The sequence below is a fragment of the Nocardia sichangensis genome (assembly GCF_047200615.1).
GTDB lineage: Bacteria > Actinomycetota > Actinomycetes > Mycobacteriales > Mycobacteriaceae > Nocardia > Nocardia sichangensis.
This window is the reverse complement of the sequence record NZ_JBJZOK010000019.1, coordinates 17418-39555: the sequence shown is the minus strand read 5'-3', so window position 1 is coordinate 39555 and position 22138 is coordinate 17418. Positions and strand designations below refer to the sequence as shown.

The following is a 22138-nucleotide window of genomic DNA, read 5'->3' as shown; positions in this document are numbered from 1 at the left end:
TCACGCGAGCCGGACCGCCAGGGTCGCGATCACGGCCTCGGTGCGAACGCGCAGCGCGGCTGTGAGCACCGGTCCGCGCGGATTGTGCAGCGGGCGTTGCCACCAGTGCCGGGCTTCGACATGCGCCAGCAGCACGGTGACACCCAGCCCGGCGGCGGTCTGCTTGCGGACGTAGCCGACGAGCGTCGACACCAGGCTGCGATGCGGGCAGGGGAGCACCGCGAGCGGCACACCGGGATCCCACTCCTTCCATTGGGCGCTGAGCCGTTTGGTCGTGGCCGGATCGATGTCCGCGGCCACCGCGACGATCTCGCCCCGCATGCGCAGCGCGGCTTCCAAGGCGCGATAGGTCACCTCGCTCATGGTGACCACCGGGACGACCACCAACTCCTTGGCCTCCGGCGCGGGTCTCGGCGGCGGCGGGATTTCACGCAGTCGCAGCTGACGCGCGACGCCGGCGTAGTAGTTCTCGATCCGGAAGAAGAGGCCAACCAGCGCGGGAATGATGAGCAGCAGCAGCCACGCGCCCTCGGTGAACTTCTCCGCGAGCAAGACGACGCCCGCGACGGCGGTGAGCGTCGCGCCGAATCCGTTCAGCAGTGCGCGCGGCAACCACCCGCGGTCGCGCACTCGCCACCAGTGCAGCACCAGACCGGTCTGGCTGATGGTGAACCCGATGAAGACGCCGATCGCGAAAACCGGCAGCAGCCGGTGGGTTTCGGCGTCGACCGCCAGCAGCACCAGCCCGGCCAGCAAGGCGAGTGCCGTGACCCCGTACCGGAAGACCGGACGCTCCGACCGCAGCGCGAACAGCGACGGCGCCCTGTGGTCCTTGGCCAGCAGCGCCAGCAGCACCGGGAGCCCGCCGAAACTGGTGTTCGCCGCGAGCAGCAGCACCGCGGTGACCGCGAGATTGGTGAGGTAGAACAGCCAGCCGGTGCCGAACGCGGCCGCCGCCAGCTGGGCCAAGATGGTCACATCCGGGCGCGGCGTGACGTGGTGCTCGCGGATCAGCACGGCCAGGCCGAGCAGCATCGCGCCGAGCAGGATGCCCAGCGCCACCTCGGTGTGCTGCGCGCGGCGCACCGCGGGGGTGCGGAAAGCGGGCACGGCGTTGGCGATCGCTTCCACACCGGTCAGCGACGAGCATCCCGCCGCGAAGGCCTTGAGCAGCAGGACGATTCCGAGCGCCTCGACCGGCTCGATCGGACCCGGGTCGCCGCCGATCATCGCGACCGGCTCCGGCCGAAGCAGCCCGACAACGATCACACCGCCGATCAGGACGACGAACAGGATCGTCGGCCCCATCAGCACCCGCGCGGATTCCGCCACTCCGATCAGGTTGATCACGGTCAGCGCCGCGAGGCCGATCAGCGTCATCGGTAGCAGTTCGTGGGCCAGGGCGGGAAAGGCGCTGGCCAGGCTGGCCGCGCCGGCGGCGAGGCTCACCGCGACGGTCAGCACGTAGTCCACGACCAGGCTGGCGGCCGCGAGCAGCGCGGCGGGCCTGCCGAGCTGCTTCTTGGCGACCGCGTACGCGCCGCCGCCGTCCGGGTGCACGGCGATCACTTGCCGGTAGGAGAGCACCAGTACCAGCAACAGCGCGGCGATCGCGCAGGCAACCGGCAGCGTCCAGGAGACGGCCGCCGCGCCCGCCGCGACCAGCACCAGCACGATCGCCTCTGGTCCGTAGGCCACGCTGGACAACGCGTCCAGGGAGAGCGCGGCGAGCCCGCCCACCGCGGTCAAACGGAACTTGTCCGCTCGCTGCATCTGCCGAACCCGGCGGTCGGCGATCCGCGGCTCCGTATGGTGCGGCTCGGTCTTGGTCACCACAGCGTCCATTGAACTCCGCCGCCGCTCGGCAACCGATCAGCGACACTGGGGGCGGGTTCAGCGGGTGCCGGGCAGCCCTGGTGTGACGGCTTGGATGAGTTCCCATGCTCGGTCGGCGGGGAGGTCGACCACGGAGTAGTGCTTCTTGCCCGCCGCGGTGGCCGCGACGACCGTAGCGACCCCGGCACGCCGTTGGAAGAAGGTTCGACGCACTGTCCAGCCGATGATGCCGGGGGCCTCGAGGCAGTCGCGGTCGCGGTCGAGTGATCCGGACCGGGTGATCAGCCAGGTTGGGCTGGTGGTTGTGCGGGGCAGTACCGCGTGTCCGAGGCCGCGATAGCGGTCCTCGGCGAGGGCGAGCGCGAGGGCGAGCGTGAGGCCCGGCAGTAGCCACCACCACGGCGAATAGTGCTGTCCAGCAAGGGAGATGACGACCAGCGCGGCGGCGATGAGCACGACCGGCGCGAGCGCGCGGGTATGCCTGCGTCGCCGTGCGGCCGGACCGTGTGCGATCAGCGGGGCGCTGCCCGGCGCCGGGACGGTGTGCGCGTCCGCCGCGCCCGAACCGGTGGGCCTCGCCTCCGGCTGGACAGGAAACTCGTTGTCTCGCACTTCCTCTGGGGCGAGCAGATGGCCGAGGGTGTGCTCCACGGCGCTACGCGGGGCCTGCGGAAGGATTCGCTGCCGCGGGTTCTGCCCGGTCATGATCGCCTCGAGTTCGGCGCCGCCCGCAAGGCGCAGCAGCAGCGGTTCGGAGACCGTCGCTCCGCGCAGCCGGGCTCGATCGAGGGTGATCTGGCGGGTGGTGAACAGGCCGTGGCGCAGCTGCAAGGTCTTGCCGTCGTCGCGGACGCGCAACCCGAAATAGGTGGTCAGATAGTGCGCGCACGCGGCAGCGCTGACCACGACGACGATGACGCCCAGCAGCGCGGCCGCGGCGAGCGCGAGGACGAGCACGCCGCCGTCTTCCACGTCGTGCACCGCGTCGGACCGGAAAACGATCTCACCGAGCCCGTATTGCAGCGCGAAGCCGACGATCGGCGCGATGATCGCGAACCCGGTCAGCGACAACGGGGCGTAGCGCACCCACGCCGGACTCCAGTGCCCGATCTCTCCCGCCCGGGTACGCGGGGCCGTGAAACCACCGGAGCTGTTCTGCTGCGGCTCTTTTCGTTCTTCGTCCGGACCCACCCTGGCCGCCGTATGGGCGAGCAGCGCGGCGCGCAACGGCGGGACGACGCGGGCATCCAGGGCGTCGAGCTTGAACTTCTCGCCCGATTCGGCATGCTGGCCGGTCCCGATCGCCAGCACCGCCAGGCCGAGAGCCCGATGCAGCAGGTCCGCTTCGATGTCCACCGATCGGATCCGCGACCGCGGCACCGACAGTTTCTTGCGTTCCAGCAGCCCGGTGCGCAATTCCACGTGTGTGGGCCCGACCCGATACGTCGTGGTGAACCAGCGGGTCAGCGCGAACCCGACGATCAACGCGAGCGGGATGACGCTCCACACGTGGTTGCCGCTGCTGGTCCCGAGGATCACCGAACCGATCAGCACCGGGATGAACTTCACCACTTCGGTGATCGGATGGACCAGCAGCATCCGCTTGTCCAGCCGCTGCCAGGGCGGCCCGTCCTGCTCGGCGCCGGTCGTCTCGGGGCTCATGTCGCGTCTCCGCGGTGCTGGGCGGCGATCCGGGTGAGCCGGGCCACGGTTTCCTCGGCGACCGGAAGGTCGAGCGCGCCGATCTGCACCGCGCCCGCGGAGGACGCGGTGGTCACGGTGACGGTCGCCAATCCGAGCAGGCGTTCGAGCGGACCGCGTTCGGTGTCGACGGTCTGCACGCGGGAGATCGGCGCGACCCGGCTCTCCTGGGTGAGCCAGCCGACCCGGGTGTAGACCGCATCGTCGGTGACCTCCCAGCGGTGCACCGCGTACCGCCACCACGGCGCGACACCGATGTTCAGCGCGGCGGGCACGAGCGCGACCAGGAAGAATCCCAGCTGCCACCCGCGATGCGCGGAGTCGACCACCGCCCACACCAGCAGGGCCGCGAACGGGATCACCCACGTCAGGACGGCCTGCACAGTCCACAGAAGCTTCGCCTTCGGACTGGGGCGCCAGGCCGGATCGGCCATGATCGTGCGCGGCTGCGACATGCCGCCAATCGTTGCACGATCACGCGGTCGCCGTCGCGGTCGATGGTGAGCGGCCTACCGCGACGGCGCGGACCCGGCGGACGGGTGAGCGCGAGGGTCGCAGAGGGCTTTCTACCGGGAATGAGCCTCGTTGTGTGACAACCGTTTCGGGCGCATCGGGCGGTCGCCGAGGAGTTGGCCCCCGGCCTCACCTGCGAGGGTCTGGTGTGCCGGAACGGTCGAATCGGCGGCGCTCACCGAGGCCACGCTCGACGACCGAACGCGGGCCGCGCGGCGCGGGTGCCCCGGAATAGCCTCGGGTACCGCACAGTTGTCAACGCTCAACGGTGCTCCACGTCCCCGTGTGGGCTCCGTGGCGAGCGGAGCCGTGACTCGTCCGCTTCGTCGCAACCAGCACTGGAGGGAGACAGTTCCGGATGTGTAGCGCATGATCGAGGGCGTGACCGACCTACCGAACCCGAGCGTCCCATCCGCGCCGCCCAGTCCATCGGCCATGCGCCGGGCGCTGCGCAGGGCCCGCGACGGTGTCACGTTGAACGTGGACGAGGCCGCGGTGCTGCTGCACGCGACCGGCGACGACCTGGCCGACCTCTGTCGCAGCGCCGCGCGGGTGCGCGACGCCGGGCTGGCGTCCGCGGGGCGTCCGAAGACGATCAGCTATTCCCGCAACGTCTTCATCCCGTTGACCAGGCTGTGCCGGGACAAGTGCCACTACTGCACCTTCGTCACGGTGCCCGGCAAGTTGCGCGCCGAGGGCAAGGGCATGTTCCTCGAACCCGACGAGGTGCTCGACATCGCACGCAGGGGCGCTGCCCTCGGCTGCAAAGAGGCGCTGTTCACGCTGGGTGACCGGCCCGAGGATCGCTGGCCGGAGGCCGCGCAGTGGCTCGACGAGCGCGGCTACGACTCCACGCTGGACTACCTGCGCGCCGTGTCGATCATGGTGCTGGAGGAGACCGGCCTGCTGCCGCACCTGAACCCGGGCGTGATGTCGTGGGAGGAGATCGCGCGGCTCAAGCCGGTGGCGCAGTCCATGGGCATGATGCTGGAGACCACCTCGGCCCGGTTGTTCACCGAGAAGGGCAACTGCCATTACGGCAGCCCCGACAAGGACCCGGCCGTGCGGCTGCGGGCGATCACCGACGCGGGACGGCTCTCGGTGCCCTATACCACCGGGATCCTGGTCGGCATCGGTGAGACGATGGCGGAGCGGGCCGAGTCGATCATGGCGATTCGCAAGCAGCACAAGGCTTTCGGGCACATCCAGGAAGTCATCGTGCAGAACTTCCGCGCCAAGGACGACACCGCCATGCGGGACGTGCCGGACGCGGGCCTGGACGAATTCCTCGCCACCATCGCGGTCACCCGCGTGCTGCTCGGGCCGGACGTGCCGGTGCAGGCGCCGCCGAACCTGGTCTCGCACGCCGAGTGCCGCGCGCTGATCGACGCGGGCATCGACGACTGGGGCGGCGTCTCGCCGGTGACGCCCGACCACGTGAACCCGGAGCGGCCGTGGCCGAACCTGGACACGTTGCGGGAGATCACCGAGGCGGCGGGCTATCAGCTGGTCGAGCGGACTTCCGCGCACCCGAAGTACGTGCGAGCGGGTAATCCGTGGGTCGATCCGCGGATCGGCGCGCACGTCGCCGCGCTCACCGACCCGGTGACGGGGCTGGCGAATCCGGACGCGATCCCGGTCGGCCTGCCCTGGCAGGAGCCGGACGAGTCCTGGGAGTCGGCCGGACGCGTCGACCTCAACACCGCCATCGACACCGAGGGCCGCAACACCGAGGCCCGCAGCGACGCTGCCCTCGGGCAGGACATCGTGGGCGCCTTCGGCGACTGGGACACCATTCGTGAACAGGCCCGCGATCTCGCCGTCGCCGTTCCGCAGCGGCTGGACTCCGACGTGCTCGCCGCGCTGCGCGCCGCCGAACGCGATCCGGCCGGGCTCGGCGACGCCGAGTATCTGGCGCTGGCCACGGCGGACGGCGCGGAGCTGGACGCGGTCGCCGCGCTGGCCGATCAACTGCGCCGCGACACCGTCGGCGACGACGTCACCTACGTGGTGAACCGGAACATCAACTTCACCAACATCTGCTACACCGGGTGCCGGTTCTGCGCGTTCGCCCAGCGTAAGGGCGACGCGGACGCGTTCACCCTGAGCACGCACGAGGTGGCCGACCGGGCCTGGGAGGCGCATGTCGACGGCGCCACCGAGGTGTGCATGCAGGGCGGCATCGACCCCGACCTGCCGGTCACCGGGTACGCGGATCTGGTGCGGGCGGTCAAGCAGCGGGTGCCGTCGATGCATGTGCACGCCTTCAGCCCGATGGAGATCGTGAACGGCGCCTCGCGCGGCGGCCAGAGCGTCCGGGAGTGGCTGGTCGCCCTGAAGGAGGCGGGCCTGGACACCATCCCAGGCACCGCCGCGGAGATCCTGGACGACGAGGTGCGCTGGGTGCTCACCAAGGGCAAACTGCCCACCTCGGCGTGGATCGAGGTGATCACCACGGCGCACCAGGTGGGCATCCGGTCCAGTTCGACCATGATGTACGGCCACGTGGACAACCCGAAGCACTGGGTCGGGCATCTGCGGGTGCTGCGTGGAATCCAGGACGAGACCGGCGGTTTCACCGAGTTCGTGCTGCTGCCGTTCGTGCACCAGAGCGCGCCGCTGTACTTGGCGGGCGCCGCGCGGCCCGGGCCGACCAACCGGGACAACCGCGCCGCGCACGCCCTGGCCAGGATCATGCTGCACGGCCGGATCCACAACATCCAGACCAGCTGGGTCAAGCTGGGCACCACCGGAACGCGGGTGATGCTCAACAGTGGCGCCAACGATCTGGGCGGCACGTTGATGGAGGAGACCATCTCCCGGATGGCGGGCTCGCAGCACGGCTCGGCCAAGACGGTCGCCGAGTTGGTGGAGATCGCCTCCGGCATCGGACGACCGGCCCGGGAACGGACGACGACCTACGGCGTCCCGAAGCACAAGCGGTTGTCGGCCGCTCCGGGGCTTCAGGCGGTATTGGTCGACTGACGAGGGAGCTGCGCCGGGCGGCGCGGCGACGGCGATAGGTTCCAGCCCGCGGTGCGATCGGATTTCCGGTCGGCCGCGGGCAGCCGGGACCGGCGCAATACCGGACCCGCCGTGGCACGCTCCGGCGCTACCTCCCACAACGCGGCCCCCAGCGCGTACCTCGGGTGGCGGAGTCGAATCGGGCCTCGCGTCGGCGTGCGCGATCCCCGAAGTTAGGGCAGGCTGACCAGTAGTAACGTGTGGTTGCCGGGATAGGGTTTCGCCGGGCGGACTATCCCGCAGGCGAGGACAGACTAGGAGAGCGGCAGTGCCGTACATCATCGCTGAACCGTGCGTTGACGTGAAGGACAAGGCATGCATCGAGGAATGCCCCGTGGACTGCATCTACGAGGGTGGTCGCATGCTGTACATCCATCCCGACGAATGCGTGGACTGTGGTGCATGTGAGCCGGTGTGCCCGGTGGAGGCGATCTTCTACGAAGACGACACCCCGGACCAGTGGAGCGGATACGTCAACGCCAACGTCGATTTCTTCGACGAGCTGGGCTCGCCCGGCGGCGCGACCAAGGTCGGCAAGGTCGACTACGACCCGCCGTTCATCAAGGAACTGCCCCCGATGGCGAGTGAGTGAGACCTGACGTGTCACCGCGTGGCCGGGTCAGCAGTCTGCTGCCCGATTTCCCCTGGGACACCATCGCTTCGGTGAAGGTGAAGGCGGCCGCCCACCCCGGCGGGATCGTCGACCTGTCCGTCGGCACTCCGGTCGACCCGGTCGACCCGCTGATCCGGACGGCGCTGAACTCCGTCGCGGCGGTCCCCGGTTACCCGACCACGCATGGCACCCCCGAGCTCCGCGCGGCCGCGGTCGACGCGCTGAAGCGGCGCTACGGGATCACCGGACTCGAGCCAGCGGCGGTGCTGCCCGCGATCGGCACCAAAGAACTGATCGCGGGGCTGCCCCGGCTGCTCGGGCTCGGCTCGGGCGACCTGGTCGTCATCCCCGAGGTCGCCTACCCCACCTACGAGGTCGGCGCGCTGCTGGCGGGCGCGCAGGTGCTGCGCGCGGACGGACTGACCCGGCTCGGTCCGCAGACGCCCGCGCTGATCTACGTGAACTCGCCGTCCAACCCGACCGGCCGGATACTCGGCGTCGAACATCTGCGCAAGGTGGTCGCCTTCGCGCGGGAGCGCGGCGTGATCGTCGCCTCCGACGAGTGCTACCTGGGACTGACCTGGGAGGGTCGCGGCGTCTCCTTGCTCGACCCCGAGGTATGCGACGGCGACCACACCAACCTGCTGGCCGTGCATTCGTTGTCCAAGACCTCCAACCTGGCCAGCTATCGCGCCGGATTCGTGACGGGCGACCCGGAGCTGGTCGCGGAACTGCTCGAAGTGCGCAAGCACGCGGGCATGATGGTGCCGTTGCCGATCCAGGCCGCGATGACCGCCGCGCTCAGCGACGACGCGCACGAGGCGCGCCAGCGCGAGCGGTACCGCGCCCGGCGCGACGTGTTGCGAAAGGCTCTGGAGGCCGCGGGTTTCCGGATCGATGACTCCGAGGCCGGCCTGTATCTGTGGTCGACGCGTGGTGAGCCGTGCCGGACCACGTTGGAATGGCTGGCCGATCGCGGCATCCTCGCCGCGCCCGGCGACTTCTACGGCCCCGGCGCGAGCGAGCACGTGCGGATCGCGCTGACCGCGACCGACGAGCGGATCGCGGCGGCGGCCGAACGGCTCGCCGCGGGCTGACACCTTCGTCGTCGCTGCGCGCGGGCGCGGCCATCGCTCGAGGCCGCGGTCGCGCAACGGGCACAGCGAGGCGTGTCGGCGCCCGCGCTCGCCCTGCCCGGCGAGCTAGCCTGAGGTATGGACGCTGTCACGGTTGTCCCCACGCCCGGCAACGAGCCGGTGCACTCCTACGCGCAGGGAAGCCCCGAACGGGAGTTACTCCTCGGCAAGCTGGCCGAGCTGTCCGCGGAACCCGTCGACGTGCCGCTGGTCATCGGCGGCAAGCATCGACCCGGCCTCGGCGAACGGCACGACATCGTCACACCGCATCGGCATCGGCACGTGCTGGGGACCTACACCGACACCACCCATTCGGAAGCGCACGGAGCCATCGACGCCGCGATGGCCGCCGCCCCGGGGTGGCGGGCGCTGCCGTTCGAGGAGCGCGCCGCGGTGCTGCTGCGCGCCGCGGACCTGCTGGCCGGGCCGTGGCGGGAGACGATCGCCGCGGCCACCATGCTCGGGCAGTCGAAGTCGGCCCAGCAAGCCGAGATCGATGCGCCGTGCGAGCTGGTCGACTTCTGGCGGTTCAACGTCGCGTTCGCGCGGCAGATCTTGGAGCAACAGCCCGGCTCCAGCGCCGGGGTGTGGAACCGGATGGACTATCGGCCGCTGGAAGGGTTCGTCTACGCCATCACACCGTTCAACTTCACCGCCATCGCCGGGAATCTGCCGACCGCGCCCGCGCTGATGGGCAACACGGTGGTGTGGAAGCCGTCGCCGACGCAGACGTTGTCGGCGTTCCACACGATGCGGCTGCTGGAGGCGGCGGGCTTGCCGCCCGGCGTGATCAACATGGTCACCGGCGACGGGGTGCAACTGTCGGAGGTGGCCTTGGCCGATCCGCGGCTGGCCGGTATCCATTTCACCGGTTCCACCGAGACGTTCCAGTACCTCTGGCAGCAAGTGGGCGCGAATATCGGTCGGTATCAGGGCTATCCGCGCCTGGTGGGGGAGACCGGCGGCAAGGACTTCATCGTCGCGCACTCCTCGGCCGACCCCGGCGCGCTGCGCACCGCCCTGATTCGCGGCGCCTACGAGTATCAGGGTCAGAAGTGCTCGGCGGCCTCACGTGCCTACATCGCGCGGTCGGTCTGGCGCGCGATGGGCGACGAGTTCCTGCACGACGCCGACCGGCTGAGCTACGGCGACGTCGCGGATCTGTCGAATTTCGGTGGAGCGCTGATCGATCGGCGCGCGTACGACAAGAATGCGGCGGCCATCCGGCGCGCCGCGGACGCGGGCGTCACCATCCCGGTCGGCGGAACCTACGACGACAGCGAAGGCTGGTTCGTCCGGCCGACCGTATTCCTGACCGACAATCCGCACGACGAATCGTTCGCCACCGAGTACTTCGGCCCGATCCTTTCGGTGTACGTCTACGACGACGCCGAACCCGGCTCCTACAGTGCGATACTCGCCGAAGTCGAGTCGGCTGCGCCTTACGCGCTGACCGGAGCGGTGTTCGCGCAGGACCGGTACGCGATCGAAGAGGCCGACGCCGCACTGCGTTTCGCGGCGGGCAACTTCTACGTCAACGACAAGCCCACGGGTGCGGTGGTGGGGCAGCAGCCGTTCGGCGGCGCACGCGCCTCCGGCACCGACGACAAGGCGGGCTCGCCGTTGAACCTGCTGCGCTGGGTCGCGCCGCGGACGATCAAGGAGACCTTCGTGCCGCCCGTCGACTTCCGCTACCCGCACATGGAGAGGTGATCAGACCAGCGGCTTTCCCTGCCGCAGGCGCCTGCGCAGGTCGAACAGATAGGCGTTGAGCGGGAACATGCGTGCCGCCGCGGGCAGCCGACCGTGCACGGCTCCGAGGATCCGCAGCAGCCGGTCCAACCGCCGCTGGTCGCGGTCGGTCCAGGTCATGCCCATCTCGTCGCGCAGGTGCTGCGGAAGCAAGCCGGTGACGATAAAGCGCTGCAATCCGGCGAAGACCACCTGCACCGGTCGCGGCATCATCTTCAGGTCGATCAGACCGTTGAAGTAGTCCCGAAGCTCCGGCTCGATGCCGCGCTGCTTCAGGTTCTCGTCCCAGTACCGCTGGAACTCCGTGCGATTCACCGGCCACATCTCCGGCCGCATCTGCAGGGTGGTGCCCAGGCGGGCGGCGTAGGTGTAGAAGGCGTCGGCGGTCGCGTCGTCCATCGGGCCGTGCATCCGCGTGTAGAGGTCATCGATGCCCCAGTACAGGCACGCGGCGACCCACAGCTGGAGATTCGGGTCGAAGGCGTTGTACTTGACCGGGCTCGCGGCGGTGGAGCGCACCGACCGGTGCGATACGTTGACGGCCTCCCGGTAGGCGTCGCGTTCGTCATCCGACCCGAGCAGCGCCACGGCGATGTAGGTGAGGGTGGTGCGCAGCCGCTTGATCGGGTGCAGTGTGACCTTGCCGCTGTCGACGGTGCTCTCCAGCACGCCGCGGCCGACCGGGCGCAGGCTCAACTGCATGATGACGTTCGCCGCGCCGCCGAGGAACGCGGCGACGCCGTCGACGTACTGCGCGACCGTCTCGGGGGTGAGGGTCTGGCTCGGATCCGGTTCGTGCTCGGCGGTGCGCAGCGGCGCGGTCATCGTCGACCTCGTCTTTCGTGTCCGCCCGATCCCAGAGAATCGGTCGATGAGAAGATAATGCCCTAACTTTCTCATCGACTCGGTGAGCTGTCAATCGCCGCGGGTAGGCGGTGATGGTGTGCAATGCTGAAAGTGTCATCGTGTCGCTGTCGCGGATAGGGTTGAGGTATGGCCAGGCTGACCAGGCTGCTGCCGCTGGTGCGCAGCGCCGCCCCGGAGGATCGCAACCAGGCGCGGGTACTGGACGCGGCGCTGCTGGCGTTCCTCGACTTCGGTATCAAGCGCACCAGCATGGTGGAAGTGGCGCGTCGCGGCGGATTGTCGCTGGCCACGCTCTACCGCCGCTTCGCGAGCAAATCCGATCTGATCCGGGCCGTCGGACTGCGGCAGACGCGCGACTTCATCCAGGAGGTCGACGCCGCGCTCCAGCGTCAGGTCGATCGCGACGCGAGCGCCGAGGACCAGATCGTCGAACTTTTCGCCGCGTTCATCAACGGCCTACGAGGAAACCAGCTGATCCACCGGCTGCTGGCCACCGAGCCCGAACTCGTGCTGCCGTACCTCACCACCCAGGGCGCGCCGGTCATCGAACTCGGCCGGGATTACCTGGCCGAGTTCGTCACGCGGTTGCAGCGGGAAGGCAAGTTGCCGGAATACGATCCGGAGCCGCTGGCCGAGATGATCGCTCGCACCGCGCTGTCACTGGCGCTGACCCCGCAGACCGTGATCCCGCTCGGCGACGACGCATCGATCCGGCAGTTCGCCCGCGACCACGTCGTGGTGTCCTTCCGGGTGCGCTGACTTCAGCGGTGCTGCGGAAGGCCGAAGAGCATCGCCCCGAGCGCGGCCATGACATCCGCGGTCTGCTCGGCCGCGGTGCCGTGGGTGTGCGCGGTCACCGCGAAACCGGGGCCGTAGGACGTCGAGGCGACCTCCGGCTCGCCGAAATCCGACCAGCCCCATTTGCTGCCCTGGACGAAGGGCCATCGTGCCGTGCCCCAGTTCTGCTCGGTGCCGTCTCGGGCCGTCGATCCCGCTCCGGCCATCCATCCGAAGATCGGTGATCCGGGATCGGTGCGCAATTTGGTGGCGAGGAAGTCGGACACGTTCGCCGTGCTGGTCGCCCCCGCGCCCCAACTGGGTCCTGGCACCGTCTGGGCGAGGCCGTATTCGGCGGCGATGGCCGCGATGGCCTGTGGATACTTGGCCTCCATCACGGTCGCGGCTCCATCGTCTGAGTAGCGGATCATTTGCTCGCCCAGCATGCGGTCCTCGGCCGAGCCGTCGCCGTGGCGCAGGGCGTAGTCGGCCAGGAAGAGCTTGGAGAGCGACAGGCTGGAGCGCGACTCGTGTTCGTTCGGTGTTCCCCAGCCGATGCCGACCGAGGTGCGTACGGAGATCGCCGTGCGCGGCGGCACCGCGGCCACTTCCGTTTCGGCGGATTCATCGGCACGGGCGACCGGCGCGGCCAGCGCCAGGAACCCGCAGGCGATCAGCGCGGTCAACGTCGTTCGGTAGCCCATCGTTTCCTCCTGGCTGGTGGCGTCACGTCGCGTCGGACGGCGCTGTGCAGGCACGATCAGCAATACGAGATGCGATTGCCCACCAGTAACTGGAATGAAACGAGGGTTGGCTCAGACGAGACGAAGGCCGAGTCGACGCCGGATGCGCATATCCAGGAGATAGGCGTTCAGCGGGAAAGCGCGGATCGTTCGCGGTAGCCGGGATTCGGCGGCCCCGACGGCGCGCAGAAGGTGGCCGAGTACGCGTTCGTCGCGGTCGGTCCAGGTCATACCCATCTCGTCGCGCAGGTGCCGGGGCAGCAATCCGGTCACGAAGAAGCGGTGCAGGCGCCCGAAAGCCAGCTGCGCGGGTCGCGGCAGCATGCGTAGGTCGATGAGGTCGTCGAAGTAGGCACGGACCGTCGGATCGATGCTGGTCGCCGCGAGATTCGCGCTCCAGTACTCGGCGAAGGCGCGGCGGTCGGGAGGCCACATCGCTGCGGGCATCTGGAGGGTGGTGCCGAGCCTGGCGCCGAGACGGTAGAACGCGTCGGCCGTCGCTTCGTCCATCGGGCCGTGCATGCGCTCGTACAGATCCCGCGCTCCCCAATGCAGGCAGGCCGCGACCCAGAGTTGCAAGGTGGGATCGAAGGCGTTGTAGTGCACCGGGCTCGAGTCGGTGGAGTGGACCGGGCGATGCGAGACGTTGATCGCTTCTCGGTAGGCGGCGCGTTCCTCGTCGGTGCCGAGCATCGCTACGGAAAGGTAGGTCAACGTGGTGCGCAGCCGTTTGACCGGATGCAACATGACGTTTCCGCTGTCGACGGTGCTCTCCAGCACGCCGTAACCGACCGGAGGGGCGCTCAGCTGCATGATGACGTTCGCGACGCCGCCGAACAGGCCGGCCACGCCGTCGAGGTGTCGCCCGATGTCGAAGGAGTCCGGCGATTCGGGACGATGCGTCGCGGAAAGTGGCCTCGTCATCGTCGACCTCGCAGTGCCGAGAAAGCTATGCACCAACGTTCTCACCACGTCAGCGGGAGTGTCAACCGTCACATTCGACGCCGGTCGGCGCGGGATGCCGCGACACCGCCGCTGATCCGGCGAAGTAGCGTGAGCGAATGCCGTTCGGTCCGCCGCTGCTGCTCAGCTCCCTGAACCCGCTCGCCGTCGCAGGCGGAGCGGACATCCCCGACGCCGTCACCATCGACGGCGCCACCCTCTCCCGCAGCGATCTGCTGGGCGCCGCCACTTCGGTGGCCGAACGCGTCGCGCGCGCGGAACGAGTGGCGGTGTTCGCCGAGCCGACCGTGGAAACCGTGCTCGCGGTGGTCGGCTGCCTGATCGCGGGCGTCACGGTGGTTCCGGTGCCCCCGGACTCCGGAACCGCGGAACGGGCGCACATCCTCGCCGATTCGAGCGCTCAGGCGTGGCTGGGGAAAGCGCCGGAGGACGCCGACCTACCCGTGGTGCCGGTGCGGCGGCACGCCAGGTCATGGCACACCTACCCCGAACCCGACCCGGCCACCACGGCTTTCGTGCTGTACACCTCGGGAACCACCGGCCTGCCCAAAGGCGTGCTACTCAGTCGCGGCGCGATCGCCGCGGGTCTGGACGCCCTGGCCGAGGCATGGGCTTGGACCGCGAGTGACACGCTGGTGCACGGGCTTCCGTTGTTCCATGTGCACGGGCTGATCCTCGGCCTGCTCGGTCCGCTGCGGGTGGGCAGTCCGTTGATCCACACCGGTAAGCCGACGCCACAGGCGTACGCGGCGGCCAAGGGTTCGCTGTACTTCGGCGTGCCCACCGTGTGGTCGCGTGTGGTCGACGACCCCGACGCGGCGAAGCAATTGGCCGACGCGCGGCTGCTGGTTTCCGGTAGCGCGCCGCTGCCGGTGCCGGTCTTCGAGCGATTGCGCGAGTTGACCGGGCACGCGCCGGTCGAGCGCTACGGCATGAGCGAAACCATGATCACACTGTCCACCCGGGCCGATGGTGAGCGCAGGCCGGGCTGGGTCGGGTTGCCGGTGCGCGGTGTGCGCACCCGGATCCGGGACGAGTCCGGTGCTCCGGTGCCGCATGACGGCGAGAGCATCGGGGGCTTGGAAGTGTCCGGACCGATGCTCTTCGACGGTTACCTGAATCGCCCGGAGGCGACCGCGCGGACCTGGACCGAGGACGGGTGGTTCCGGACCGGCGACGTCGCCGCCATCGACCCGGAAGGCTTTCATCGCATCGTCGGCCGGGAATCGGTGGATCTGATCAAGTCCGGTGGTTACCGGGTCGGCGCGGGCGAGGTCGAGACGGTGCTGCTCGGTCACCCCGCGGTCGCGGAAGCCGCGGTGGTCGGCCTGCCCGACGACGATCTCGGCCAGCGCATCACCGCCTTCGTCGTGCTGCGCGGCGCCGCGACCGAGCGTGAGTTGATCGACCATGTGGCCGAAGAACTTTCGGTGCACAAACGCCCGCGCGAGATCCGCGTGGTCGACGCGCTGCCGCGCAACGCCATGGGCAAGGTGCAGAAGAAGAAGCTGGGCTGACCGCGGGGTTGACCTCGAGTTAGGTAGAGGTTCTACGGTCGGCGCATGACTGCGACTCTGACCACCGAACACATCGACTACCTGCACACCCAGCGGCTGGGCCGGCTGGCCACCGTCCGGCCCGACGGCACCCCGCAGAACAACCCCGTCGGCTTCCGCTACAACGCCGACCTGGGCACCATCGACATCGCGGGCTGGAACATGGGCGACTCGTGGAAATTCCGCAACCTCGCCACCAACGACCACGTCGCCTTCGTCGTCGACGACGTCGCGTCGGTCCAACCGTGGCGCGTCCGCTGCCTCGAGATCCGCGGCACCGCCGAAGCACTCACCGACGTCGACCCGTACATCCCCGGCGTCTCCCGCGAAATGATCCGCATCCATCCCCACCGAGTCATCGCCTTCGGGCTCTCGGAAGCGCCTTCGGCCTGATCCGAACTTCGCGAGTGGCACAACCATGTGCCACTCGCGGAACGTTCAGTCGTTGGCGTGGAGGTCGGCGTTGAGTTCGATGCCGGTGCCCTTGCGGGGGACTACTTCGACGGCGCCGGTGGTGGAGTTGCGGCGGAAGAGGAGGTTGTCGCGGCCTGCGAGTTCGGCGGCCTTGACCAGAGTGCCGTCGGGTGTGGTGACCTTCGTGCCCGCGGTGAGGTAGAGGCCGGCCTCCAGGACGCAGTCGTTGCCGAGGGGGATGCCGAGCCCGGAGTTCGCGCCGAGCAGGGACCGTTCGCCGATGGAGATGACCGTGGTGCCGCCGCCGGAGAGGGTGCCCATGGTGGACGCGCCGCCGCCGATGTCGGAGCCGTCGCCGACCACGACGCCCGCGGAGACGCGGCCCTCGATCATGGACGCGCCGAGGGTGCCCGCGTTGAAGTTCACGAAGCCCTCGTGCATGACGGTGGTGCCGGAGGCCAGGTGCGCGCCGAGGCGGACCCGGTCGGCGTCGCCGATGCGGACGCCGGAGGGCAGCACGTAGTCGACCATGCGCGGGAACTTGTCCACGCTGTACACCGTGACGGGGCCGCGGGCGCGCAGCTTGGCGCGGGTGGCCTCGAAGCCATCCACCGCGGCGGGGCCGTGGTTGGTCCACACCACGTTGGTGAGCAGGCCGAACTGGCCGTCCAGGCTCACCTCGTGCGGCTTGACCAGGCGGTGCGAGAGCAGGTGCAGGCGCAGGTAGACGTCGTGCGCGTCCACCGGGGCGGCGGACAGGTCGGCGATCGTGGTGTGCACCGCGATCACGTCGACCCCGCGGGCGTCGTCGAAGCCGAGCAGAGCCGCGTACTCCGCGGGCGCCTCGTCCAGCCGCTTGCTGCCGGTCTCGGCGAACTCGCCCAGCTGCGGGTTCGGGTACCACGTGTCCAGCACGGTCCCGTCCGCGGTCACGTTGGCGATACCGATTGCTGCTGCTCCCTGGATACTCACGGCCTAGAGGTTACCGACCCGCGACCGGCAATGGTGCGGCTGCTCCGGAGACCCGCGATCACCAGGCTCGATACGCGTCCAGCTCCAGGACCGGTCGGCCGAGTGCCCTGGTCAGCAGTCGCGCCGACGCTCGATCGCCCGATCAACGAGACCACTGCGCCGACCGGAGATACGCGCGACGGTGGCCGCACTGTCGCACGCCGAACAGTGTCTGGGCCGAGAATGACCGCACCATCGCCTGGACGACTCCGGCGAGATGCCGGCGCACGATGACGGTCCCGGACGATGCGGCGGCACACCGACCGGTACCGGCGGGCCTCGCGGGTGACCGGTCGTAGGGTGAAGCGCGTGACCATCGACCTGCATGCGGACCCGATCACACTGACCGCCGCCCTCGTCGACATCCCGAGCGTCTCGCGCGACGAGGCCGCCATCACCGACGCGGTGGAGCGGGCACTGGTGGAGCAGACGACGGGCTTCGAGATCCTCCGGCACGGGAACGTGGTGCTGGCACGCACCCACCGCGGGTTGCCGACCCGGGTGATCCTGGCCGGGCACTTGGACACCGTGCCGATCGCCGACAACGTGCCCGGCCGGTTCGCGGTGGGCCCGACAGGCGAACAGGTCTTCTACGGCTGTGGCTCGGTGGACATGAAATCCGGCGACGCGGTCTTCCTGCATCTGGCCGCCACCGTCGCCGATCCGGTGCACGACCTGACCCTGATCTTCTACGACGGCGAGGAGATCGCCGCCGAGTTCAACGGCCTCGGGCACATCGAACGCGACCTGCCCGACTGGCTCAGCGGCGACCTCGCGGTGCTCGGCGAACCGTCCGGCGGCTGGATCGAGGCCGGTTGCCAGGGCACGCTGCGCGTGCGGCTGAGCGCCTCGGGCGTGCGCGCGCACTCGGCGCGAGCATGGCTGGGGGACAACGCGATTCACCGCTTGGCCCCGGTCTTGCAGCGGCTCGCCGACTACCGCGCCCGGGAAGTGGACATCGACGGCTGCGTCTATCGCGAGGGACTGTCCGCGGTCCGGGTCGCCGGCGGCGTGGCGGGCAACGTGGTGCCGGACGCCGCCGAACTGGACGTCAACTTCCGTTTCGCGCCCGACCGCACCGTCGACCAGGCCGTCGAGCACGTGCGCGAGGTCTTCGCCGGGCTCGAGTTGTCCTTCGAAGTGACCGACTCGGCGCCGGGCGCGCTGCCGGGGCTGACGGCTCCGGCGGCCAAGGACCTGATCGCGTCGGTACAGCGCCACGGCGGCGGCGGTGTGCGCGCGAAGTACGGCTGGACCGACGTCTCGCGTTTCGCGGCCCGCGGCATCCCCGCCGTCAACTTCGGTCCGGGCGATCCAAACCTCGCGCACAAGCGCGACGAACACGTTCCCGTCGACCAGATCAGCGCGGTCACCGCCATGCTGCGCGGCTACCTGAGCGGCACTCCGGACTGAACGGCGGGTGCGGACCCGCGGGTGCCGCCGCATCCGGCCCGGGATCGTCGCGACCGCCGTACTGCCGCCGCGCGCGTGATCGACCGGGCACGAACTTCCCGCGCCCGTCCGTCCGCGTGATCTCGTTCGTGGCGATCTCCGCGACGGCGTCGATCAGAGGTCGAAGAGGTCCGGCGAGCCCGTCCGAGTGCACCTGGATGGCTTCGGGCGCGCAGCGGCGCGGCTGGAGGTTCGGCTGCTGCCGACCCGGCCACGCGGCCCGATTCCCGCTGATGGCCGCGATCGCGGGTGCCCGACTCCGACTCGCCGCCCGCCTGATTCGCACGGTGACGTGCGCCTCGAGCGCCGAGATTGCGATGGTGTCTCGCCCTGCCTGCGTCCGGCTGAACGTCGGACGACTTCTCTCGTCCGGCCCGTGAGTCCCTCTTGCCGGGCGGTAGCGTGGAACGCATGTCCACCGACGCCGCGGACCGTGAGGTCGCCCCCGAACCGAAGTCGAGACCGAAGTTCCGCGGGCCGATCATGTTCCGCCGCGACCGTGCCGACGGCGTCAGCACCGCCGACCGGAATCTGCTGGACAAGCGCGGCGACACGGACTGGGTGCACACCGATCCGTGGCGCGTGCTGCGCATCCAGGCCGAGTTCGTCGAGGGCTTCGGCGCTCTCGCCGAGGTGCCCCGAGCGGTGACGGTCTTCGGTTCGGCGCGCACCTCCGCCGACCACCCGGAGTACCAGGCCGGACTCGCCATCGGCGCCGCGCTGGCGCGGGCGGGTTTCGCGGTGATCACCGGCGGCGGTCCCGGCGCGATGGAGGCGGCCAACCGAGGAGCATGCGAGGCGGGCGGCTACTCCATCGGTCTCGGCATCGAGCTGCCGTTCGAGCAGAGCCTCAACGACTGGGTCGACCTGGGCATCAATTTCCGGTACTTCTTCGTCCGCAAGACGATGTTCGTGAAGTACTCGCAGGCGTTCATCTGCCTGCCCGGCGGCTTCGGCACGCTCGACGAGTTGTTCGAGGCGCTGACGCTCGTGCAGACCCACAAGATCACCCGGTTCCCGATCATCCTGTTCGGCACCAGGTATTGGTCCGGGCTGGTCGATTGGTTGCGCGATTCGCTGGGCGGGTCCGGCAAGATCTCTCCGGGCGACCTCGGACTGCTGCACGTGACCGACAGCGTCGAGGAGGTCGTGAACATCATTCAGGCGGCCGCGATAGCGGGCGGCGCCGAGGACGCGATCGGGACGGAGGATCAGTGGTGAGCGAGCGGCCTTTCGCCGTCTGTGTCTACTGTTCGGCGAGCACGACCGACCAGGACTATCTTTCGCTGGCCGCCCGGGTGGGCACCGAGATCGCCCGGCGCGGTTGGCAACTGGTGTCCGGCGGCGGTCACGTCTCGATGATGGGCGCGATCGCCACCGCGGCGCGCGCCGGCGGCGCGAACACCATCGGTGTGATCCCCAAGCACCTGGTGCACCGGGAGGTCGCCGACGTCGACGCCGACGAACTGGTCGTCACCGACACCATGCGCCAGCGCAAGCAGGTGATGGAGGACCGCGCCGACGCCTTCCTCACCCTGCCCGGCGGCATCGGCACACTCGAGGAGTTCTTCGAAACCTGGACCGGCGGATATCTGGGACAGCACGAGAAACCCGTTGTTGTGCTGGATCCCAATGGATTCTTCCGCGGGTTGTTCTCCTGGCTGGACGAGTTGTACGAGCGGAAGTTCGTGCCCCAGACAGCGTTGTCCCGGATTACCGTGGTGACCGATCTCCCGTCCGCTTTCGCGGCGTTGGAGGCGCGCCTACCCCGTGAGGAGAGCTGAAGACGTGAGCACCGATGCCCGCTCGACGGTGAGTTTGGTCGACCTCGCCCGGCATCTCCCCGCGATGGCGCTTGACGCGCCCGGCATGCTCCGCAACGCGTTGAACATGCTCGTGACGCCGGAATCCAAGTCGTCGGTCGGGCTGTATTTCCAGCGCAACGCCCACCGGCATCCGGACCGCTTGTTCCTGCGGTTCGAGGGCGCGAGCTACACCTACGGCGAGGCCAACGCGGAGGTGAACCGGTACGCGAGCGTGCTCGCCGCGCGCGGGGTGCGGCGCGGCGACGTGGTGGGCGTGCTGATGACCAACCGGCCGGAAACCCTGTTCGTCGTGCTGGCGACGGTCAAGCTCGGGGCCACCGTCGGATTGCTCAACCATCATCAGCGCGACCAGGTGCTGGCGCACAGCCTCGGCCTGCTCGACAGCGTGCTGAACGTGGTGGGCGCGGAGTGTGCCGAGGCGATCGACTCGCTGCCCGAACCGCCCGCCAACGTGCTCGCGGCCGACGAACTCCGCGACGCGGCCCGCGACGCCGACGACGGCGACCCGCCGAGCTGTGCGGAGGTCACCGCGCGCGAGCGGGCGTTCCTCATCTTCACCTCCGGCACCACCGGACTGCCGAAGGCCAGCGTGATGACCCACCTGCGCTGGACCAAGAGCATGGGCGGACTCGGTGGCCTGGGAATCCGCTTGCGCGGCAACGACACCCTGTACTGCTGCCTGCCGCTGTACCACAACAACGCGCTCACGGTCGCGTTGTCCGCGGTCCTGGCCGCGGGCGGCACGTTCGCCCTCGGCCGGAGTTTCTCCGCGTCCCGGTTCTGGAACGAGGTCATTCGCGAACAGGCCACGGCGTTCATCTACATCGGCGAACTGTGCCGCTACCTGATCAACCAGCCGGCCGAGCCGACCGACCGGCAGCACCTGATCCGGCTCGCCGTCGGCAACGGATTGCGTCCGGAATTGTGGGACGAGTTCAAGTCCCGGTTCGGCATCGAGCGCATCGTGGAGTTCTACGGTGCGAGCGAGGCGAACATCGCCTTCGTCAACGCATTCGGCGTGGACCGGACGGCGGGTTTCGGTCCGCTGCCGTATGCCGTCGTGGAGTACGACGAGGAGACCGGAAAGGCGAAGCGCGACAAGAACGGCCGCCTGCGCCGGGTCGGCACCGGTGGCGTCGGCCTGCTGTTGGCCAAGGTCACCGACCGCTCCCCGTTCGATGGTTACACCGACAAGGCCGCCTCCGAGGCCAAGCTGGTGCGCGACGGCTTCGAATCCGGGGACGTCTGGTTCGACACCGGCGACCTGGTGCGCGACCAGGGCTGGCACCACATCGCGTTCGTGGACCGGCTCGGCGACACGTTCCGCTGGAAGGGGGAGAACGTGGCGACCACCGAAGTGGAGGGCGCGCTGAGCAAGGCGGAGTCGATCGAGCAGGCGGTGGTCTACGGCGTGGACATCCCCGGAACCGACGGCAAGGCGGGAATGGCCGCGGTGACGCTGCATCCGGGCGCGGAATTCGACGGTGCGGCGGTGGCGAAGCTGGCCTACGACCAATTGCCGGGTTACGCCGTGCCGCTGTTCATTCGCATCGTGCACGAGCTGGAACAGACTTCGACGTTCAAGAGCCGCAAGGTGGACCTGCGCAAGCAGGGCTACGCCGACGATCCCGACAGCACGCTGTACGTGCTCGCGGGCCGCACCGAGGGATACATCCCCGCCTACGCCGATTACGCCGCCGACGTAGCCGCGGGCCGCGCCCCGAAGAACTGACGGCCATCTGCGGAAAAGAGCTGGTGGCGGTGGTTCCCCCACCTCCGCCAGAGGACTGCTGGCTGATCTTGTGGCACTCGACTGGTACGGTCTGAGAATTAGGAGACCACTGGTTTCGTGAGCACACGGGTCACTCGTGGGGTACGCCCAAGCCCCGGCGACACGACCTGTCCGCGATCCCTGTCTCCTGATTTGTACGGCCTGATTCGCGGAGAGGCGGGA

The 22138-nt window shown here is 69.3% G+C and carries 18 protein-coding genes; 11 read left to right on the top strand and 7 right to left on the bottom strand.

From position 1 onward, the window contains the following. Genes ACL03I_RS24705 through ACL03I_RS24695 form a run of 3 tightly spaced genes read right to left on the bottom strand, consistent with a single transcriptional unit; the run spans nt 1 to nt 3992 of the window. Nucleotides 1-1833: an APC family permease gene (locus ACL03I_RS24705; protein WP_412807105.1), complete on the bottom strand. Its 1833-nt coding sequence runs from the start codon at nt 1831-1833 to the stop codon at nt 1-3. Between the two features lie 60 nt (nt 1834-1893). Then, nucleotides 1894-3498, bottom strand: coding sequence for a PH domain-containing protein (locus ACL03I_RS24700; protein WP_412807051.1), 1605 nt, complete (start codon nt 3496-3498; stop codon nt 1894-1896). Beyond that, nucleotides 3495-3992, bottom strand: a complete 498-nt coding sequence (locus tag ACL03I_RS24695) for a PH domain-containing protein (RefSeq protein WP_355080371.1) — start codon at nt 3990-3992, stop codon at nt 3495-3497. Before ACL03I_RS24695 ends, ACL03I_RS24700 begins: the two co-directional genes overlap by 4 nt. Nucleotides 3993-4419: 427 nt before the next feature. On the opposite strand from ACL03I_RS24695, the gene ACL03I_RS24690 reads away from it, so the two are divergent. The 4 genes from ACL03I_RS24690 (at nt 4420) to pruA (ending at nt 10536) form a co-directional block, all read left to right on the top strand. Beyond that, nucleotides 4420-7035 carry a bifunctional FO biosynthesis protein CofGH gene (locus tag ACL03I_RS24690; RefSeq protein ID WP_355080373.1) on the top strand — a complete coding sequence of 872 codons (2616 nt, stop codon included), beginning with the start codon at nt 4420-4422 and terminating at the stop codon, nt 7033-7035. A 307-nt stretch (nt 7036-7342) separates the two neighbouring features. Continuing rightward, entirely contained in the window at nt 7343-7666 is a 324-nt protein-coding gene (gene fdxA / locus ACL03I_RS24685; RefSeq protein WP_014987978.1) for a ferredoxin, read from the top strand. Next, nucleotides 7663-8784, top strand: a complete 1122-nt coding sequence (gene dapC, locus ACL03I_RS24680) for a succinyldiaminopimelate transaminase (RefSeq protein ID WP_412807050.1) — start codon at nt 7663-7665, stop codon at nt 8782-8784. The genes fdxA and dapC overlap by 4 nt, the downstream gene beginning before the upstream one ends. A 117-nt stretch (nt 8785-8901) precedes the next feature. After that, a complete protein-coding gene (gene pruA, locus ACL03I_RS24675) occupies nt 8902-10536 on the top strand; it encodes an L-glutamate gamma-semialdehyde dehydrogenase (protein WP_412807049.1) in 1635 nt (544 codons plus the stop codon). Here pruA and ACL03I_RS24670 read toward each other — a convergent pair whose 3' ends face one another. Then, nucleotides 10537-11400, bottom strand: a complete 864-nt coding sequence (locus ACL03I_RS24670) for an oxygenase MpaB family protein (protein WP_379255974.1) — start codon at nt 11398-11400, stop codon at nt 10537-10539. It abuts the gene before it with no gap. 168 nt (nt 11401-11568) lie between these two features. On the opposite strand from ACL03I_RS24670, the gene ACL03I_RS24665 reads away from it, so the two are divergent. Next, entirely contained in the window at nt 11569-12201 is a 633-nt protein-coding gene (locus ACL03I_RS24665; RefSeq protein WP_379255972.1) for a TetR/AcrR family transcriptional regulator, read from the top strand. A gap of 2 nt (nt 12202-12203) precedes the next feature. Here the strand turns inward: ACL03I_RS24665 and ACL03I_RS24660 are convergent, their stop codons facing one another. Together ACL03I_RS24660 and ACL03I_RS24655 are read right to left on the bottom strand one after the other, a co-directional pair. Beyond that, nucleotides 12204-12923, bottom strand: coding sequence for a hypothetical protein (locus ACL03I_RS24660; RefSeq protein WP_412807048.1), 720 nt, complete (start codon nt 12921-12923; stop codon nt 12204-12206). A gap of 111 nt (nt 12924-13034) precedes the next feature. Beyond that, the gene (locus tag ACL03I_RS24655; RefSeq protein ID WP_412807047.1) at nt 13035-13886 is read right to left on the bottom strand and encodes an oxygenase MpaB family protein; all 852 of its coding nucleotides are present in this window, start codon (nt 13884-13886) and stop codon (nt 13035-13037) included. Between the two features lie 137 nt (nt 13887-14023). Between ACL03I_RS24655 and ACL03I_RS24650 the strand changes: the two genes are divergently transcribed. Next, the gene (locus ACL03I_RS24650; RefSeq protein WP_412807046.1) at nt 14024-15442 is read left to right on the top strand and encodes an acyl-CoA synthetase; all 1419 of its coding nucleotides are present in this window, start codon (nt 14024-14026) and stop codon (nt 15440-15442) included. 45 nt (nt 15443-15487) lie between these two features. Then, nucleotides 15488-15874: a PPOX class F420-dependent oxidoreductase gene (locus ACL03I_RS24645; protein WP_355080388.1), complete on the top strand. Its 387-nt coding sequence runs from the start codon at nt 15488-15490 to the stop codon at nt 15872-15874. Between the two features lie 45 nt (nt 15875-15919). Here ACL03I_RS24645 and dapD read toward each other — a convergent pair whose 3' ends face one another. Beyond that, nucleotides 15920-16867, bottom strand: coding sequence for a 2,3,4,5-tetrahydropyridine-2,6-dicarboxylate N-succinyltransferase (gene dapD / locus ACL03I_RS24640; protein WP_355080390.1), 948 nt, complete (start codon nt 16865-16867; stop codon nt 15920-15922). A gap of 348 nt (nt 16868-17215) precedes the next feature. On the opposite strand from dapD, the gene dapE reads away from it, so the two are divergent. The 4 genes from dapE (at nt 17216) to ACL03I_RS24620 (ending at nt 21916) form a co-directional block, all read left to right on the top strand. Continuing rightward, entirely contained in the window at nt 17216-18319 is a 1104-nt protein-coding gene (dapE, locus tag ACL03I_RS24635; RefSeq protein WP_412807045.1) for a succinyl-diaminopimelate desuccinylase, read from the top strand. Nucleotides 18320-18769: 450 nt separating this feature from the next. Beyond that, on the top strand, nt 18770-19579 hold the full coding sequence (locus ACL03I_RS24630) for an LOG family protein (protein ID WP_355080394.1): 810 nt from the start codon (nt 18770-18772) through the stop codon (nt 19577-19579). Continuing rightward, nucleotides 19573-20142: an LOG family protein gene (locus tag ACL03I_RS24625; RefSeq protein WP_379255965.1), complete on the top strand. Its 570-nt coding sequence runs from the start codon at nt 19573-19575 to the stop codon at nt 20140-20142. Before ACL03I_RS24630 ends, ACL03I_RS24625 begins: the two co-directional genes overlap by 7 nt. A 4-nt stretch (nt 20143-20146) precedes the next feature. Next, a complete protein-coding gene (locus ACL03I_RS24620; RefSeq protein ID WP_412807044.1) occupies nt 20147-21916 on the top strand; it encodes a long-chain-acyl-CoA synthetase in 1770 nt (589 codons plus the stop codon). The last annotated feature ends 222 nt before the right edge of the window (nt 21917-22138 follow it).

Coding starts and splice junctions, on each gene's coding strand:
- ACL03I_RS24700 (WP_412807051.1), bottom strand. CDS start 3,498: ATGAGCCCCGAGACGACCGGCGCCGAGCAGGACGGGCCGCCCTGGCAG.
- ACL03I_RS24695 (WP_355080371.1), bottom strand. CDS start 3,992: ATGTCGCAGCCGCGCACGATCATGGCCGATCCGGCCTGGCGCCCCAGT.
- ACL03I_RS24690 (WP_355080373.1), top strand. CDS start 4,420: ATGATCGAGGGCGTGACCGACCTACCGAACCCGAGCGTCCCATCCGCG.
- pruA (WP_412807049.1), top strand. CDS start 8,902: ATGGACGCTGTCACGGTTGTCCCCACGCCCGGCAACGAGCCGGTGCAC.
- ACL03I_RS24670 (WP_379255974.1), bottom strand. CDS start 11,400: ATGACCGCGCCGCTGCGCACCGCCGAGCACGAACCGGATCCGAGCCAG.
- ACL03I_RS24665 (WP_379255972.1), top strand. CDS start 11,569: ATGGCCAGGCTGACCAGGCTGCTGCCGCTGGTGCGCAGCGCCGCCCCG.
- ACL03I_RS24660 (WP_412807048.1), bottom strand. CDS start 12,923: ATGGGCTACCGAACGACGTTGACCGCGCTGATCGCCTGCGGGTTCCTG.
- ACL03I_RS24655 (WP_412807047.1), bottom strand. CDS start 13,886: ATGACGAGGCCACTTTCCGCGACGCATCGTCCCGAATCGCCGGACTCC.
- ACL03I_RS24650 (WP_412807046.1), top strand. CDS start 14,024: ATGCCGTTCGGTCCGCCGCTGCTGCTCAGCTCCCTGAACCCGCTCGCC.
- ACL03I_RS24645 (WP_355080388.1), top strand. CDS start 15,488: ATGACTGCGACTCTGACCACCGAACACATCGACTACCTGCACACCCAG.
- ACL03I_RS24630 (WP_355080394.1), top strand. CDS start 18,770: ATGTCCACCGACGCCGCGGACCGTGAGGTCGCCCCCGAACCGAAGTCG.